The 16,176-nt window shown below is 39.8% G+C and carries 13 protein-coding genes; 9 read left to right on the forward strand and 4 right to left on the reverse strand.

What is annotated here, in order from left to right; all coding sequences use genetic code 11:
* Window positions 1–12 precede the first annotated feature (12 nt).
* Window positions 13–837, forward strand: a complete 825-nt coding sequence (locus QWZ08_RS19125) for an ABC transporter permease subunit (protein WP_290339137.1) — start codon at window positions 13–15, stop codon at window positions 835–837.
* A 91-nt stretch (window positions 838–928) separates the two neighbouring features.
* Here QWZ08_RS19125 and QWZ08_RS19130 read toward each other — a convergent pair whose 3' ends face one another.
* The gene (locus QWZ08_RS19130; protein WP_290339138.1) at window positions 929–1,852 is read right to left on the reverse strand and encodes a TIGR01777 family oxidoreductase; all 924 of its coding nucleotides are present in this window, start codon (window positions 1,850–1,852) and stop codon (window positions 929–931) included.
* A gap of 193 nt (window positions 1,853–2,045) precedes the next feature.
* On the opposite strand from QWZ08_RS19130, the gene QWZ08_RS19135 reads away from it, so the two are divergent.
* The 5 genes from QWZ08_RS19135 to QWZ08_RS19155 all read left to right on the forward strand — a co-directional run bounded on the left by QWZ08_RS19135 (window position 2,046) and on the right by QWZ08_RS19155 (window position 7,964).
* Window positions 2,046–3,563, forward strand: coding sequence for a hypothetical protein (locus tag QWZ08_RS19135; protein WP_290339139.1), 1,518 nt, complete (start codon window positions 2,046–2,048; stop codon window positions 3,561–3,563).
* A 43-nt stretch (window positions 3,564–3,606) separates the two neighbouring features.
* A complete protein-coding gene (locus tag QWZ08_RS19140) occupies window positions 3,607–4,623 on the forward strand; it encodes a DUF6427 family protein (protein ID WP_290339140.1) in 1,017 nt (338 codons plus the stop codon).
* A gap of 85 nt (window positions 4,624–4,708) precedes the next feature.
* Window positions 4,709–5,380, forward strand: coding sequence for a phosphoribosylformylglycinamidine synthase subunit PurQ (purQ, locus tag QWZ08_RS19145; RefSeq protein ID WP_290339141.1), 672 nt, complete (start codon window positions 4,709–4,711; stop codon window positions 5,378–5,380).
* A 93-nt stretch (window positions 5,381–5,473) separates the two neighbouring features.
* A complete protein-coding gene (locus QWZ08_RS19150; RefSeq protein WP_290339142.1) occupies window positions 5,474–5,923 on the forward strand; it encodes a protein-disulfide reductase DsbD domain-containing protein in 450 nt (149 codons plus the stop codon).
* A 16-nt stretch (window positions 5,924–5,939) separates the two neighbouring features.
* On the forward strand, window positions 5,940–7,964 hold the full coding sequence (locus QWZ08_RS19155; RefSeq protein WP_290339143.1) for a protein-disulfide reductase DsbD family protein: 2,025 nt from the start codon (window positions 5,940–5,942) through the stop codon (window positions 7,962–7,964).
* Window positions 7,965–8,041: 77 nt separating this feature from the next.
* Here QWZ08_RS19155 and QWZ08_RS19160 read toward each other — a convergent pair whose 3' ends face one another.
* Window positions 8,042–8,623, reverse strand: coding sequence for an RNA polymerase sigma factor (locus tag QWZ08_RS19160; RefSeq protein WP_290339145.1), 582 nt, complete (start codon window positions 8,621–8,623; stop codon window positions 8,042–8,044).
* A 291-nt stretch (window positions 8,624–8,914) separates the two neighbouring features.
* Here QWZ08_RS19160 and uvrA point away from each other — a divergent pair, with 291 nt between their 5' ends.
* Window positions 8,915–11,737: an excinuclease ABC subunit UvrA gene (gene uvrA, locus QWZ08_RS19165; RefSeq protein ID WP_290339146.1), complete on the forward strand. Its 2,823-nt coding sequence runs from the start codon at window positions 8,915–8,917 to the stop codon at window positions 11,735–11,737.
* Window positions 11,738–12,253: 516 nt separating this feature from the next.
* Here uvrA and QWZ08_RS19170 read toward each other — a convergent pair.
* Window positions 12,254–12,664, reverse strand: a complete 411-nt coding sequence (locus QWZ08_RS19170; RefSeq protein WP_290339147.1) for a DUF4293 domain-containing protein — start codon at window positions 12,662–12,664, stop codon at window positions 12,254–12,256.
* Window positions 12,665–12,682: 18 nt separating this feature from the next.
* Window positions 12,683–13,963 carry a serine hydroxymethyltransferase gene (gene glyA / locus QWZ08_RS19175; RefSeq protein WP_290339148.1) on the reverse strand — a complete coding sequence of 427 codons (1,281 nt, stop codon included), beginning with the start codon at window positions 13,961–13,963 and terminating at the stop codon, window positions 12,683–12,685.
* Between the two features lie 181 nt (window positions 13,964–14,144).
* Between glyA and QWZ08_RS19180 the strand changes: the two genes are divergently transcribed.
* Both QWZ08_RS19180 and QWZ08_RS19185 read left to right on the forward strand, forming a co-directional pair.
* Window positions 14,145–15,137: a sugar phosphate nucleotidyltransferase gene (locus tag QWZ08_RS19180; RefSeq protein WP_290339149.1), complete on the forward strand. Its 993-nt coding sequence runs from the start codon at window positions 14,145–14,147 to the stop codon at window positions 15,135–15,137.
* A 57-nt stretch (window positions 15,138–15,194) separates the two neighbouring features.
* Window positions 15,195–16,142 carry an NAD(P)H-dependent flavin oxidoreductase gene (locus QWZ08_RS19185; RefSeq protein ID WP_290339150.1) on the forward strand — a complete coding sequence of 316 codons (948 nt, stop codon included), beginning with the start codon at window positions 15,195–15,197 and terminating at the stop codon, window positions 16,140–16,142.
* The last annotated feature ends 34 nt before the right edge of the window (window positions 16,143–16,176 follow it).

Consider the following 16,176-nt stretch of genomic DNA (forward strand, 5'->3'; position numbering starts at 1 on the left):
CAGTTGTTTGTTATGATACAATTATTGAAGATAGAATGGCTGAAAATTAAAAATTACAATGCCTTCATTATACTAAGCAGTTTTTTTGCATTGGGCGTAGTAGCCGTTAATTATGTGGCTTTCAGCGTATATAAAAACATGATTAGCGAGGTAAACGCAGCAAAAATGATGAGCTCATTTTCGCCATATGATTTTGACAGAACCTGGCATACAACAAGTTATTTTGCCGGTTGCATTTTGCTGCTGCCTGGTTTATTAATCATTATGCTGGTTACAAACGAATTCACCTATCGCACGCATCGTCAAAATATCATCGACGGATGGAGCAGGAAACAGTTTATTGAAGTCAAGATTGTGTTAGCAATAATTGCCGCATTGGCAAGCACGGCGTTAGTCATCCTGACTGCCTTGGTTTTTGGCCTGGCATCGGGCACCTCTTTTTCGCTGGAAGGATTTTCAATCACCGGAATTTTCTTTTTAAAGGCTCTTACATATAATATGGTGGCTTTGTTAATCAGCGTACTGATAAGGCGTACAGGTTTTGCGACCGGTATGTTTTTTATCTACATGGGTTTTGAAAATTTCGTGTCACAGCTTCTCGATATCTGGAGCATCAAATTAAGAAGAGACAATACCATTGATCTTGGCAGTATGGGCGATTACCTGCCCATGAACGCAGCTGACGGCTTACTGACTTTTCCTGATAATCCCGTAAAAAGCCTGGCAAGGGGTGTGCTGCCAACTAATTATACTCCGGTAGTAATGGTATTGTGCGCTGCTTACCTGGTACTGTTTTGCTGGTGGAGTTATAACCGGATTATTAAAACCGATTTATAGATGGGTTCACTCCAGGAGGAACAAAGAAAACATTTGACGCAACATATTAACCCTTGCGTTCCCTGTATACTTAGCGTTCTTTGGGGGACTGTTATTTGGGACACAATTGCTTTAAAGCACCGCTGATAGAAGGGTACAAAAAGGAAAAGCCAGCCTGTTGAATTTTTGCAGCGCCTACTGTAGTGCTTTTTAAAACTTCAATACTTCTTTCGCCCATCATTAATTTTAGCACCATTACAGGTACCTTAATTGGTATAAACCATTTACCGTTCATTTGCTTTGCCAGTTCAATCGTTAAGGCTTTATTGGTAACGGGCGCAGGAGCCACTGCATTATAAACGCCTGACAGATATTCATTTTCTATCGCGGAGATATACATCCTGCAAAGATCATCCACATGTATCCAGCTAACCATTTGCTTTCCCTCACCTAATATGCCAGCCACGCCAAGATGAAGCGGTTTCTTAAATTCTGCCAGCGCTCCACCAGTGTTACTTAGTACAATCCCGGTACGAAGTTTTACAAGTCGTATCCCCAGGCCCATAACAGCATCAATACTCTGTTCCCACAACCTGCAGGTATTGCCGAGAAAATCGTTTGCGGGCAGATCTGTTTCCGTAAATGGCTTGCCGCTTTTATCTGCACCATACCAACCAATGGCAGATGCGCTTACAACAGTTTTAACTTTATTAGCAGTTTTTTTTAAGCTGCTGACTAATAAACTGCTGCTATCTGTTCTGCTGTCCAGTATTTCTTTTTTATAAGCCTCAGTCCATTTTTTATCAACCACACCAGCGCCTGCAAGGTGTATGATATGATCCGCTTTTTTTATCGCCTCCATATCAATTGTTTGTTTTTTAACATCCCACACTGCATAGGACAGGCCCGGGGTTTTCACAATTTCATCAGGCAGTTTCCTGCTTAATACAATTACACTGTAATGTTTTTGTAACAACTGGTGCGTAATAGCTTTACCAATCATTCCGGTGCCGCCCGTTATTAATACTGTCTGCATAAAAATTTTATTAGATAGCTATTTGAAGATGAAAAAACAGCGTAGGTGAATGAGCATACTTATACCGCCGGTAAATTTTTAACATAAATAAAACACTGGTTATAATTATGTAAAAACAAAAGTTCCGCCATCTTGTTTACAAATTATTAAAAGATTATAGCTTAATTTTAAATTATAAAATTGCCGCATTACCATGAAAGGAAGAGTCTCGTTTATTACCATGTTGTTTTTGTTGCCCCTGTTTTTGCAGGCGCAAAAAATTTCTTACTCGGATGTGTTAAAAGAGAATAGCCGCGACATGGATTTTGAAATTGTAGGTAAAGTAAGCGGAAATATACTTGTATTCAAAAATGTGAGTTCAAGGTATGCGATTTCTGTTTACCAGGGCGATATGGAACTAAAGGAAAAGGTGGACCTTGATTTTATTCCTTCCAAAGCATTTAATGTTGACTTTGTTGTGTATCCTGATTTTTTTTACCTGATATACCAATACCAAAAAAGGGGGGTGGTATATTGTATGGCTGCTAAAATTGACGGCAATGTTAAAAAATTAAATGAGCCTGTTTTACTGGATACCACGCAGGTAGGTGTATTTGGCGATAATAAAATTTACAACGTGGTAGCCAGTGAAGACAAGCAAAAAATAATGGTTTTCAAAATACAGAAAAAAGACGACCGCTTTAATTTTGCAACGTTGTTATATGACAATCAACTGCAGCCCATACATAAAAGCCGCCAGATAATGGACTACAATGAAAGAAAGGATGTCCTGAGCGATTTTTTTGTAGACAACGATGGAACTTTTGTATTTGCAAAATCAATTAAGTCGAGTGCCAGGGATGATATTGGTACGCTCGATCTGGTTACCAAACCTGCAATGCAGGACACGTTTACTTACAGGGTGCTGCCGTTGAATAAAACGTATATAGACGAAGTGAAAATTAAAGTGGATAATGTCAATAAAAGGTACGTGCTCAGCTCATTTTATTATGGAGAACGTCGTGGTAATATAACTGGCATTTATGCTTCTGTTTGGGATATAAAAGGGGATAGTATCTATACAAGTGTTTTTAATCCGCTGCCGGATAGTGTGCGGAGTATCGCCAAAGAAAAAGGCGGGTTGAAATATGCCTTTAACGACTTTTTTATCCGCAACCTCATCTTAAAAAAAGATGGTGGATATTTGTTGGTAGCTGAAGATTTTTCGGCCCAAAGTACGGGTAACAATCAGTGGAACCGGTGGGACTACCTCTATAACTCTCCTTTCTCCAATCCTTATTATTACAATTTTTACAGCCCATATTATGGTGGTTATTACAGGCCGTATAATAGTTTTAATAATTATTACAATAACCGGTATTATTATTATAATATTTTAGTGCAAAGCATAGATAACAAAGGCGTAACCGAATGGAGTAATATCATTCATAAAGAACAATTTGCAGATATAACTGATAATTATTTGTCTTACGCTACTTTTAATACCGGCGCAGGAATTCATTTCTTATTCAATAATTCAGATAAAAGAAACCCGTTGCTGATTGACAATGTTATAGCCGGTGACGGTACTTTAACCAGGAATCCCAGCCTGAAAAGTTATGACAAAGGTTATGAATTTATGATACGGTATGCCAAACAAACCGGCGCCCGGCAAATGATTGTGCCTTGTTCTTACCGCCAGCAGATATGTTTTGCCAAAATTGATTTTTAGGCACTGCCATTAGTTTTGGAATGATTTTTTAAAGCCACAATTAATGTGCACTTTTGCAGTGCATAAAACAGATCCTTACGTGACAGGCACATTCAAGGCCAACAATCCTTACAATACATTTTTGCTGCTGGTATACGGGCTGCTGCTGAAGTTGCCTGTTTTTTTGCATCCCACCATACCAATTCCCCAACAAACGGATGGTTTTCTATTTAAGACACTGCTGGCCCAGCTTGCACCCTTAGGAAGAAATGTGCCGGTAATTTATTCTTTTATCAGCTTTATTTTTTTGTACACGCAGGCCATCACTTTCAATAAACTGGCTAACGACCAGCGTTTAATGCAAAAGCCAAATTACCTGGCTGGAATGGCCTACCTTCTGATAACTTCACTCTTTAAAGAATGGAATGTACTATCTGCACCGCTTATTGTGAATACGCTGCTGATATGGGTTTGGGCGAGTATGAGCGGGCTGTACAATAACAAAAATGCAAGGTCGGCCCTGTTTAACATCGGTATTATTATAGGAATTTCTACTTTTTTTTACTTTCCCTCTATCGCATTTGCTATTTTAATTATTGTCGGTCTTACCTTAACACGCCCCTTTAAATTGGCAGAGTGGCTGATTGCATTGCTGGGTATTATTACTCCTTATTATTTTTTGTTATCCTACGTTTTTTTGGCAGATAAATGGAAAGGATATAAGCTGCCCGGCTTTTCTGTAAGTCTGCCTGTTTTTTACAAATCTTACTGGGCCTCCGCAGCCATGATTATAGTACTGTTTGCTACCGTAATCGGAATATTCTACGTACAACAAAATTTCAGGCGCCAGCTTGTGCAAACCCGTAAAAGCTGGACGCTGGTATTTTTGTATTTGATCGTAGCTATATTTATTCCCTTTATAAACACCGCTCATAGTTTTGAGTATTGGATATTGTGTGCTGTACCGCTATCAGCCTTTGTGGGAAGCGCTTTTCTGTATCCTCAAAAAAAATGGTTTCCGTTGCTATTGCACTGGCTGATGGTAGGTTTTGTAATTGCGTTCAGCTACTTCGAACAATAATTAAAATGTAATTGTATTTTTGCTCCTGATTTACAATAAAATCAAGGCAAAGCTTTCTCAATAAAAATTAAACACAAACACTAGTATGAAATTTGGCGTAGTAGTTTTTCCCGGCAGTAATTGCGATAGAGACATGATAGAAGCTCTTAAAACCGACCTTAAACAGGAAGTAGTGGAGCTTTGGCACAAGGATAAAGACCTTAGCATGTTTACTACTGATGATTGCATTGTGTTGCCGGGCGGTTTTAGTTATGGTGATTACCTGCGTTGTGGCGCCATCGCCAAATTTAGCCCGATGATGCAAAGTGTGATTGAATTCGCCAATAAAGGTGGTAAGGTGCTTGGTATATGCAATGGGTTTCAAATTTTGTGCGAAAGCGGTTTATTACCAGGCATACTGCTACGAAACAGTCACCAGCAATTTGTTTGTAAAAATGTTTTTATAAAAGAAGCGGCATCTGAAACCTGTGAAGCGCTTAAAATTCCCGTGGCACACGGTGAAGGCAGGTATTTTGCGGATGATAAAACACTTGAAGAGCTGGAAATGCATCGCCAGATTATTTACCGCTATTGTGATGATAAATGTACTGTTAACAGTGAAGCCAATCCCAATGGAGCTATCCATAACATTGCAGGAATCTGTAACAGGGAAAGAAATGTATTTGGCATGATGCCTCACCCAGAGCGGGCCTGCAGCAATGTATTAGGTAATGAAGATGGCAAAAAAATATTCGCTCACTTATTTGGAATTAATTAACAGCTGCTTAACCCAACTGTTTAACAGTGTTTAACATCTTTAAAAACTAATTGGCCGTTACTTTGTTGTACCTCCACTTAAAAGATAACAAAAATGAAAAAAATAGTAACTGGTATTTTATTAACCCTATTATTAAACGTGGCAACGGCACAGCAAAAAATAAGCTGGAGCTTCACAGCAAAAAAACTGGCTGATAACAGGTACGAACTACACATGACAGCAACACCACCTTCTGGCTGGCATGTTTACTCACAAACAACTCCGGAAGGCGGCCCGATACCCACAGAATTTAAATTTACCAATAACGGGCTGGTTACTGTTGCAGCTGCAAAGCCGAAGGAAGTAGGCAAGCTGGTATCTTACTTTGATAAAAATTTTAAAGTAAATGTGAAGTATTTTGAAGGTAAGGTTGATTTTGTTAAAACGGTTACGGTAAAGGGAAAGATCAAGACCAATGTTAGCGGAACTGTTGAGTCGATGATTTGTAATGACAGAACCTGTATGCCGCCTACAACTGAAAATTTCAATATCGCATTAAACTAGCAGTTACAATTTTAAAATGATAAAACATATCGTATTATCGGGATTGAGTTTTTTTATATTACTCGCCATTACTGCACAGGACCAACAACCTGTGCAGTTTAGTTTTAGCAAGGAAGAGAAAGGCAAAGGAGAATTCATTTTGCATATTGCAGCTAAGCCATCCCCTGGCATAAAATTGTTTTCAATTAAGAAAATTTCTGCTGAGTTACCTGTAAATACTGCTATTCAGTTTGATTCAACTGTTCAAAACTATTTAGCCGACAGTATTGTTGAGAAAGGACATATGCAAACGAAAAATGATGCGGCGTTAAATAATGCTGCCATTCATTTTTATACCGATTCGGTAGAATGGTTACAGAAAGTAAAATTAAATTCAGGAGACAGTATCCGCATAAAAGCTAACATTAATTATTATTATGAAAAGGGTGAAAGCGTGGAATCCGCCGATCAAACGGTTTCCATGCAGTTTGAATATAAAGAAAACACTTCTGACGTAAAAACTGCGGTGGTGGCAGATGAAGGATTTGCCAACAAATCGTGGATAATATTACTGATGCTGGGTATGGGAGCCGGGCTGCTGGCTTTTATTACGCCATGCGTTTATGCGCTGGTACCCGTTACCGTTAGTCTGTTTTTAAAAAGAAGCAAAACGCCTTTGCAGGGAAGAAAGAATGTATTATTTTATGCGGTATCTATCATCCTTATTTATTCTGCCATCGGTGCGCTGGCTTCGGTGGTACCAAAAACATTCTGGAATAATTTATCTACTCATTGGATATTCAACCTGTTTTTATTTTTGATGTTCCTTGTTTTTGGACTATCTTTTTTAGGTGCTTTCGATATCAATCTTCCATCTTCCTGGGCCAATAGACTGGATAGCAAAAGTAATTCCAACAGTTATCCTGGCATCTTCTTTATGGCTTTTACTTTGGTGGTTGTTTCGTTCAGCTGCACGGGTAATTTTGTGGCCTCCATCTTAGGATTGGCGGGCGGTAAAGCGGGCAATTTGGGCCCGGTCAGTGGCATGTTTGGTTTTGGGTTTGGTCTGGCATTTCCATTTATCATTTTTGCTTTTTTTCCCAGGCTGTTGACCGTATTAACCAAAAGTGGTGGCTGGCAAAATGCTTTGAAAGTAACACTGGGCTTTGTAGAACTGGCTTTTGCTCTTAAGTTTTTAAGCAACGTAGATGTGGCAAAAAACCTGCGCATCTTGGACAGGGAAGTATTTATTGTATTATGGGTGGTAATTTTCTCCCTGCTGGGGTTTTACTTGTTGGGTAAACTGACTTTTAAGCATGATAGTGAATTGCCAAAGAATGATTGGGGGTTACAATACATTCCTATACCAAGGTTGATGCTGGCCATAGCTTCATTTGCATTTTCTGTTTATTTAATACCGGGTTTGTGGGGCGCTCCTTTAAATGCAGTCTCTGCTTTTGTTCCCGCAATGGGTACCCAGGATTTTATTTTGTACAATCAAACAGAAAAATCAGCCTTAACTATTGATAATAGTCAGCCTGCTTCAGCGGCGCTGCCGCCTGTAAAATATGTAAAACGTCTAAGCAATTATGAGCCGCTGGCAGCCAAACAAAATAACCTGACCATTTACTACGATTACAAAGAGGCGCTTGCTGCGTCCAAGTTGCTGCACAAGCCGGTGATGATTGATTTTACGGGTATCCAATGCGTCAATTGCCGGAAGTTTGAAGCATCTATCTGGCCGGATAAAGAAGTGATCAGTAAAATGAAAAATGATTTTGTTGTGGTGTCTTTATTCAGCGATTATGATGACGAAGAATTGCCCGACAATGAAAAGTTTTTTTCCAAAGTATTAAACGGGCAGGTGGTAACGGTAGGAGATAGAAATGAAGATTTACAACAACAATTGATACAGGCCAGCGGCCAGCCAAATTATGTGTTTGTAGACAGCGAAGGCAAATTATTGGTGCCAGGCGGTTATGGCTATGACCCGACAAAAGGAGCAAAAGAATTTGCAGCCCATCTCGACAAAGTATTGGGTATATATAAAAAGCAACTTTAACATTCTGGAACTGTGTATAAAAGTAAAACCCTTCAATTGTGAAGGGTTTTACTTTTAAAGGGGGTTACTTATTAACTTTATAAAGCAATTTGTTTTTCTGCCATCATTTTGCGCATGTTGATTAAACCATAGCGCATACGGCCTAAAGCTGTATTGATGCTGCATTTGGTAAGATCTGCAATTTCCTTAAAGCTCAGGTCTGCATAGTGGCGCATGATGATTACTTCACGCTGATCTTCAGGCAGCATATCAATCATTCTGCGAACCCTGTCGTGACTTTGGCTTTGCATCATACGGTGTTCTGCACTTGGTTCAGAGAAATTAAGCACTTCAAAAATGTCGCGGTCGTCACTTGTTTTGATACTCGGGCTGCGTTTTACTTTTCTGAAATGATCTACGCAAAGGTTGTGTGCAATGCGCAGTGCCCATGGCAAAAACTTTCCTTCCTCTGTATATCGTCCGCCTTTCAGCGTATCGATGATACGGATAAACACATCCTGGAACAGATCTTCTGCCAGGTACTTGTCTTTTACAAGCAAATAAATTGAAGTGTAAATTCGGTCCTTGTAACGTGTTACAAGTGTTGAAAGAGCGTCAGTGTCTCCATCCATGTAAAGATGTACTAACTGCTGGTCGGTTAAATTGATAAGGCATTTCATAAACTTCTACAGTTTTTGTTGGTTTAGGACTTTTGTTTGGAAACCAATAAGATGGGATGAGCGTAGAAGTTCTTAGATAGGCGTTCTTGGCTTTTCACTTTATTGGATATTGGAATGTGAAAGTATGAATAATTTTTGAATTGCCAAATATTTCTTAAAATTTTTTTTTGACATATTGTTTAATAAAAATAATATAATTCATGTACGGTAAATATTGCTGGATGGATTTTGGCAATACTTTCACAATATCACTACAGCAAAAAAGAACGGCTTATTTTTGCATTTCTATATATGACTACAACGAAATCTATCAATAAAAAAAAGCCTCTTAATCCCGCAAATAATACTGACGGTATTTTTATAAAAGGCGCCAGGGTACACAATCTGAAGAACGTAACGGTAACGATACCACGCAACCAACTCGTAGTAGTTACGGGTGTGTCCGGATCGGGCAAATCTTCATTAACCATCGATACTTTATTTGCTGAAGGGCAGCGGCGATATGCTGAAAGTTTAAGCGCCTACGCAAGGCAGTTTATGCAACGCATGAACAAACCAGATGTGGATTATATCAAGGGTTTATGCCCGGCCATTGCGATTGAGCAAAAAGTAATTACCCGTACGCCAAGGAGCACCGTTGGCAGCATGACGGAAATTTATGACTACCTGCGGTTGTTATTTGCACGAACCGGTAAAACCATTTCGCCGGTTAGCGGAAGGGAAGTAAAAAAAGATGATGTTACGGACGTAGTAAAAGCCATCGCTGGTTTAAAAGAGGGAGATAAAGTACTATTGCTGGTGCCATTTAAACTGCATGCCAATCGAGATATAAAGGAAGAACTGAATATATTAATACAGAAGGGTTTTTCAAGAGTAGCCATTCCGAATGCTGCCATTGGCGGGACTTTTGAGGCACAACGTATTGAAGATTTGCTTGAAGACAATAATTTGAAATTGCCAGCGCAAACCTGCTTATTGATAGACAGGCTGGTTGTTAAAGAATTTGATGAAGATGATACGCACCGCATCAGCGACTCCGTTGGTATTGCATTTTATGAAGGCGAAGGGACACTGATGCTGGAAGTAAATGGGAAAAAAATAATACACTTCAGCAATAAATTTGAACTGGACGGAATACAGTTTGAAGAACCTGTTCCTAATTTATTTTCATTTAATAATCCGTTTGGAGCCTGTCCCACCTGTGAAGGATTTTCACTGGTGCTGGGGATTGATCCGGACCTTGTAATTCCCAACAAACAATTAAGTGTATATGAAGGAGCGGTAGCACCCTGGAAGGGAGAAAAATTGAGCATGTGGAAAGATCAGTTTATCAGAGCCGCCAAAAATTTTAATTTCCCTGTTCATACGCCCATTATAGATCTTACAAAAGAGCAATACCGCCTGTTGTGGGAAGGAAATAGTTACGCCAATGGTATCAACGATTTTTTTAAAGAAGTAGAACAAAATTTATACAAGGTACAGTACCGCGTTTTGTTAAGCCGCTATCGTGGCAAAACACTTTGCCCGGATTGCAAAGGATATCGTTTACGCAAAGAAGCTTTGTATGTAAAAGTAAGTAGCAAACACATTGGTGAATTGTGCGAATTGCCCGTTAAAGATTTGCAGGTTTGGTTTGATAATTTAAAGCTCAGTGCTTATGATGAAAAGGTAGCCAAAAGAATTCTGATAGAAATACATCACCGGATTAAAACATTGACAGATGTGGGCCTTGGTTACCTTACGCTAAACCGGTTGGCCAATTCTTTGAGCGGAGGCGAAAGCCAACGTATTCAATTGACGAGAAGCTTAGGAAGTAATTTAACCAGCTCTCTCTACATCCTTGATGAACCTTCGATTGGTCTGCACAGCAGGGATACCGAAAGACTGATCAGGGTGTTAAAAGAATTGCGTGATCTCGGAAATACAGTGGTTGTAGTGGAGCATGATGAAATGATGATGCGGGAAGCCGATTATATTATTGATATGGGGCCGCTGGCAAGTCACCTGGGCGGAGAAGTGGTGGCAGCAGGCAATTACAAGGAATTGATCGCAGATAAAAACAGTCTTACCGGTAAATACCTTAAAGGAGAATTGAGCATTGATGCACCCAAACATTTGCGTAAATGGAACCAGAGTATTACGGTAGAAGGTGCCAGGCAAAACAATCTTAAAAACATCAACGTTGAATTTCCGTTGAATGTTTTTTGTGTGGTGAGTGGCGTAAGCGGCAGCGGTAAAACAACATTGGTAAAACAAATTTTATATCCTGCGCTACAAAAAATTAAAGGGGAAGGCGTTGATAAAGCAGGAATACATAAATCTGTTACGGGTGATCTGGATGCCATCTCACAAATTGAAATGGTTGACCAAAACCCCATTGGTAAATCATCCCGCAGCAACCCGGTTACTTACATTAAGGCATACGACGAAATAAGGGAATTGTACAGTAAACAACCGCTCAGTAAAATGCGGGGATTTTTGCCAAAGCATTTTTCATTTAACGTAGATGGGGGTCGGTGCGATGCCTGCAAAGGTGAAGGCGAACAGATTGTTGAAATGCAGTTTTTGGCAGATGTGCATTTAACCTGTGAAGTGTGTGGTGGAAAAAGGTTTAAGGAAGAAGTGCTGGAAGTAACTTACAAAGGAAAAAGTATTTATGAAGTGCTGGATATGAGTGTGGATGACGCCATTGTATTTTTTAAGGAAGAGGCCGATGTTGCAAAGAAAATACAACCTTTGAGTGATGTGGGTTTAGGCTATGTAAAACTGGGCCAGAGCAGCAATACGCTGAGTGGCGGCGAGGCGCAGCGGGTGAAGCTGGCTTCTTTTTTAGGCAAGGGCAAATCGCAAGGGCATATCTTTTTTATTTTTGATGAACCTACTACGGGGCTTCACTTTCATGATATTAAAAAACTGCTTGCATCGTTTAATGCCTTAATAGAACAGGGCCATACTATCCTGGTGATTGAACACAATACAGATGTTATTAAGTCTGCAGACTGGGTAATAGACCTGGGACCTGAAGCAGGCGATGCCGGAGGAAACCTGGTGTTTGCAGGAAAGCCAGCTGACTTGAAGAAATGTAAGGAAAGTTATACGGGAAAGTTTTTATAGTCACAGTTTTGTAATATTCAAAAAGTAGCTTTTTCAGTTAAACGTGCAACTATTTTTCTTTAAATATTTGCTTAGCCATTTTCAAGATGATATAAATGGTTAAGAGGACCAGGATGTAAGGTCCCAATATAAATAGCCACAATAAAGGATCAAAAAGATCGAACAGTATTTTCATTGGTATTTATCTAAAATTAATAACCGAATCCGTTTATAAAAATATAATAAAACCCATCAAATTGCAACGAATACCGGGAACGTTTTTGCAAACAATAATTAGCCTTTGGTGTACGTCTAAATTAATGCATCAATATTGTCACTGCATGGCTGAAAATAGCTAAAGCATTATTGCTGGCTTAAAAAAAGAGCCTTTATCAAAAATAAAAACCAAGCAGTTAACTTTTATACTTTTCAATGCAACTGGTATGTTTAATCTTAGAACAATTATTAGATATCATCTAACGAAAAAGAGGCTGCTCATGCTTTGAGACAGCCTCTTTTTTAAATAAGTGGCGTTCATCACCTCAACCTATTACTGTCTTTTATCAATTTTTCGTCTTTATTAATGCCGCTTGCTGCAAGCAATAATGCAGCGATAATAACTGCATGCAATACCGCTGTAAAGGCATAGTCACCTTTTGAAAAATTTTTGGTTGCCATGTAATATAGGATCACCAAAATTACATCCAGCGCAATGGCGGCTATGCAAAGCCATAATTGAGTAACCCTGTTTTTAAATAAAAAAATCGTGATCAGGGTTAGCACACCCAAGCCGATGGTCGGTATCATTAATGTAAAATTTTCCGTACCATTTAACTGGTGGTATAAATTATCAGGCAGATAAGTGCCGCTGTAAAAGGACAATTTTAACGTAAGAAAAGTAACAATGGATGCTATTAAAAGCCATACGGATTGAATGCGCTGTATCATACAAATAAATTTTTGATGCTATCCCAATTCAGGATATAAAATAAACTGTCCCATAAATTCATTCACCTGGCCACGGATGGTGCTGATGACTTTTTCATCGTCTGCGTTCATTAATACATTGTCCAGTGCGTTTACAACAAACTGCATGTGCTCTTCCTTCATACCACGTGTTGTGATGGCGGCTGTACCTACGCGAATGCCTGAGGTAACAAATGCACTTTTGTCATCAAAGGGCACCATGTTTTTGTTTAAAGTAATATCTGCTTTTACCAGCGCCTGTTCTGCTTTTTTACCACTGATGTTTTTGTTGCGCAGGTCAATCAGCATTAAATGATTGTCTGTACCGTTGCTGATTAATTCATAACCTTTTTCAACAAAAGCTTTTGCCATGGCCTGTGCATTTACAATTACCTGTTTAGCGTAATCCGTAAATTCATCCGTTAAAATTTCGCCGAATGCCACAGCTTTTGCAGCAATAATATGTTGTAATGGTCCGCCCTGTATTCCCGGGAAAACAGCCATGTCCATCAGGTTACTCATCAGGCGGGTATTGCCTTTTACATCTTTTAAACCAAAAGGATTTTCAAAATCTTTTTTCATTAAAATAATGCCGCCCCTTGGACCACGCAATGTTTTATGTGTGGTAGAAGTAACGAAATGACAATGTTCAAAAGGGGAATTTAATAATCCTTTGGCAATTAAACCGGCCGGATGTGCCATATCACATTGTACAAAAGCACCTACTTCATCCGCCACTTTTCTTATGCGGGCATAATCCCAGTCGCGGCTGTAGGCGGAGGCGCCGCAAAAAATCAATTTCGGTTTTAATGTTCTTGCTTTTTCTTCCAGTGTATCATAATCAATTAAACCGGTTTCTTTTACCACACCATAAAAATGGGCTTCATACAATTTACCGGAATAGTTTACCGGAGAGCCATGGGTAAGATGGCCGCCCATGCTTAAATCCAGCCCTAAGATAATATCACCCGGTTGCAATACAGCCAGGGCTACCGCAGCATTGGCCTGTGCACCACTGTGCGGTTGTACATTGGCATAATCGCAGTTAAAGATCTGCTTCAGACGGTCGATAGCCAGTTGTTCCGTTTGGTCAACAATTTCGCAGCCCGCATAGTACCTGCGGCCGGGGTAGCCTTCCGCATATTTATTGGTCATAACACAGCCTGATGCCTGCATCACCTGTAAAGAAGTAAAATTTTCCGAAGCAATCAGTTCAATCCCGTGCCGTTGACGGTCCATTTCCTGCCTTATTAAATCAAAAACCAATGTATCTTTTTGCATGCGTTATTTTTAAGGTGCAAATATACAAACCCGCACTAACTTTAACGGAGGTAGTAAAAATAATGACATTTTTTATGGTGTACCGTTTACACAAAATTCACTACTTTCACAACCTGTTTAAAATAAGCAACATCATAATTACCAATAAAAATGTAGCACTTAGCAGGTGTAAGGTTTTACAATGAAGGCTATTATCCCGGTTGCCGGCGCAGGCACAAAATTGCGTCCACATACTTACACACAGCCCAAGGCGTTGATACCCTTAGCAGGTAAAACTATTTTAAGTATCATAGTTGATCAATTGCACGAAGCCGGGATAAACGATTTTATATTTATCGTGGGTTACCTGGGCGAAAAAATACAGGATTATGTAAAAGCAAAATATCCCCATCTTAATTGCCATTTTGTTTACCAGAATGAACGGTACGGTACAGGTCATGCGATTGATCTTGCTAAGGAGATTATTGGCAGCGAGGAAGTATTTATAGTACTGGGAGATACGATTGCAGAATATGATATTAAACAAATGCTCAGCTCACCTTATTCTATGCTGGGTGTAAAAAAAGTAGACGATCCCCGCAATTTTGGCGTGGCAGAAATTGAAGAAGACGGCTTTATAAGCCGCGTGGTAGAAAAGCCTGCGATACCAAAAAGCAATATGGCGCTGGTAGGCATTTATAAAATAATGGAGACTGATTTGTTATTTACTTGCCTCAAAAAAATAATTGAAAAGAAAGACATTGCACGCAATGACCTGAGCCTTACAGATGCGCTGGAATGCATGATACAGAGCGGTTCAACCTTCAAATCGTTCAAAGTACAAAATTGGTTTGATTGTGGTAAGAAGGAAACGATACTGGAATCTAACGCCACTTTACTGAAAAAGTTTGGCGGCAAAATTCCTGAGCTGGACAGGTATGAAAATACAATTATCATCCCGCCGGTTAGTATCGGCGAAGGATGTGATATAAAAAACTCGGTTATTGGTCCCAATGTTACCATCGGCGATAGTACGTTGTTAAATTATACAATTGTAAAAGATTCTATTATAGGATCGTTTTCAAAATTGTATGATGTGGTGCTGGATGATTCATTAATTGGCAGCGATACGGGTATAAAAGGCGAAACGAGATCACTTAATATTGGCGATAACACAGATATAGATCTTGGATAATGCAGCAGCTATACAGGCATTTTGAATTGAAGGAAGTTGATAAAAAGCACCAAACGAATGCCATCTTTCACCAACAGAATTACTCATCTTTTTGGTATTGATTATCCCATTATCCAGGCGGGAATGGTTTGGGCCAGTGGCTGGCGTCTGGCGGGTGCGGTAAGCAATGCCGGGGCGCTTGGCTTAATCGGCAGCGGCAGTATGCGTCCGGAAGTATTGAAAGAGCAGATTCAAAAATGCAGGGCAGCCACCAGCAAACCTTTCGGCGTAAATGTACCGCTCCTGTACCCCGATATTGATCAGCACATCAAAATAATTATAGATGAACAGGTACCGGTTGTTTTTACCTCTGCCGGTAATCCCGCTACCTGGACTGCTGTTTTAAAACAGGCAGGTATAAAAGTAGTGCATGTAGTCAGCAGCAGTAAGTTTGCACTAAAAGCACAGCAGGCTGGCTGCGATGCTGTTGTAGCTGAAGGTTTTGAAGCCGGTGGTCACAATGGACGGGAGGAAACAACTACGCTGGTACTTGTTCCGGCAGTTTGTAGTGCTGTCAATATTCCTGTGATTGCTGCCGGTGGCATTGCTACAGGAAGGCAGATGCTGGCCGCAATGGTATTGGGTGCCGAAGGCATCCAGGCCGGAAGCCGGTTTGTTGCCAGTAATGAGGCATCAGCGCATGATAATTTTAAACAGGCTGTCATTCATTCTGTTGAAGGTGGGACCCAACTTTCACTGAAACAGCTAACGCCTGTCAGGCTGATGAAAAATAAATTTTTCGATGAGGTACAACAAGCAGAACTGAATGGCGTTTCTGTTGACATATTACAAAAATTATTAGGAAAGGGTAGAGCTAAGAAAGGAATGTTTGAAGGGGATCTTGAAAATGGCGAGCTCGAAATAGGGCAGGTAAGTGCGCTGATTAAAAGCGTTCAACCCGCTGCTGATATAGTGAATGAGCTATGGAGTGAGTTTGAATTGGCATTACGGCATCCACTGAAATAAATTATTATATTTGCTTAGTTTCAAAATTATTGTT

Source organism: Ferruginibacter paludis (assembly GCF_030409685.1).
Classification (GTDB): domain Bacteria; phylum Bacteroidota; class Bacteroidia; order Chitinophagales; family Chitinophagaceae; genus Ferruginibacter; species Ferruginibacter paludis.

Excerpts from the sequence above, each read along its gene's own strand:
- QWZ08_RS19150 (WP_290339142.1), top strand. The coding sequence starts at position 5,474 with ATGAAAAAAATAGTAACTGGTATTTTATTAACCCTATTATTAAACGTG.
- QWZ08_RS19155 (WP_290339143.1), top strand. The coding sequence starts at position 5,940 with ATGATAAAACATATCGTATTATCGGGATTGAGTTTTTTTATATTACTC.
- glyA (WP_290339148.1), bottom strand. The coding sequence starts at position 13,963 with ATGCAAAAAGATACATTGGTTTTTGATTTAATAAGGCAGGAAATGGAC.
- uvrA (WP_290339146.1), top strand. The coding sequence starts at position 8,915 with ATGACTACAACGAAATCTATCAATAAAAAAAAGCCTCTTAATCCCGCA.
- QWZ08_RS19140 (WP_290339140.1), top strand. The coding sequence starts at position 3,607 with ATGTGCACTTTTGCAGTGCATAAAACAGATCCTTACGTGACAGGCACA.
- QWZ08_RS19135 (WP_290339139.1), top strand. The coding sequence starts at position 2,046 with ATGAAAGGAAGAGTCTCGTTTATTACCATGTTGTTTTTGTTGCCCCTG.
- QWZ08_RS19125 (WP_290339137.1), top strand. The coding sequence starts at position 13 with ATGATACAATTATTGAAGATAGAATGGCTGAAAATTAAAAATTACAAT.
- QWZ08_RS19170 (WP_290339147.1), bottom strand. The coding sequence starts at position 12,664 with ATGATACAGCGCATTCAATCCGTATGGCTTTTAATAGCATCCATTGTT.
- QWZ08_RS19130 (WP_290339138.1), bottom strand. The coding sequence starts at position 1,852 with ATGCAGACAGTATTAATAACGGGCGGCACCGGAATGATTGGTAAAGCT.
- QWZ08_RS19160 (WP_290339145.1), bottom strand. The coding sequence starts at position 8,623 with ATGAAATGCCTTATCAATTTAACCGACCAGCAGTTAGTACATCTTTAC.
- QWZ08_RS19185 (WP_290339150.1), top strand. The coding sequence starts at position 15,195 with ATGCCATCTTTCACCAACAGAATTACTCATCTTTTTGGTATTGATTAT.
- QWZ08_RS19180 (WP_290339149.1), top strand. The coding sequence starts at position 14,145 with ATGAAGGCTATTATCCCGGTTGCCGGCGCAGGCACAAAATTGCGTCCA.
- purQ (WP_290339141.1), top strand. The coding sequence starts at position 4,709 with ATGAAATTTGGCGTAGTAGTTTTTCCCGGCAGTAATTGCGATAGAGAC.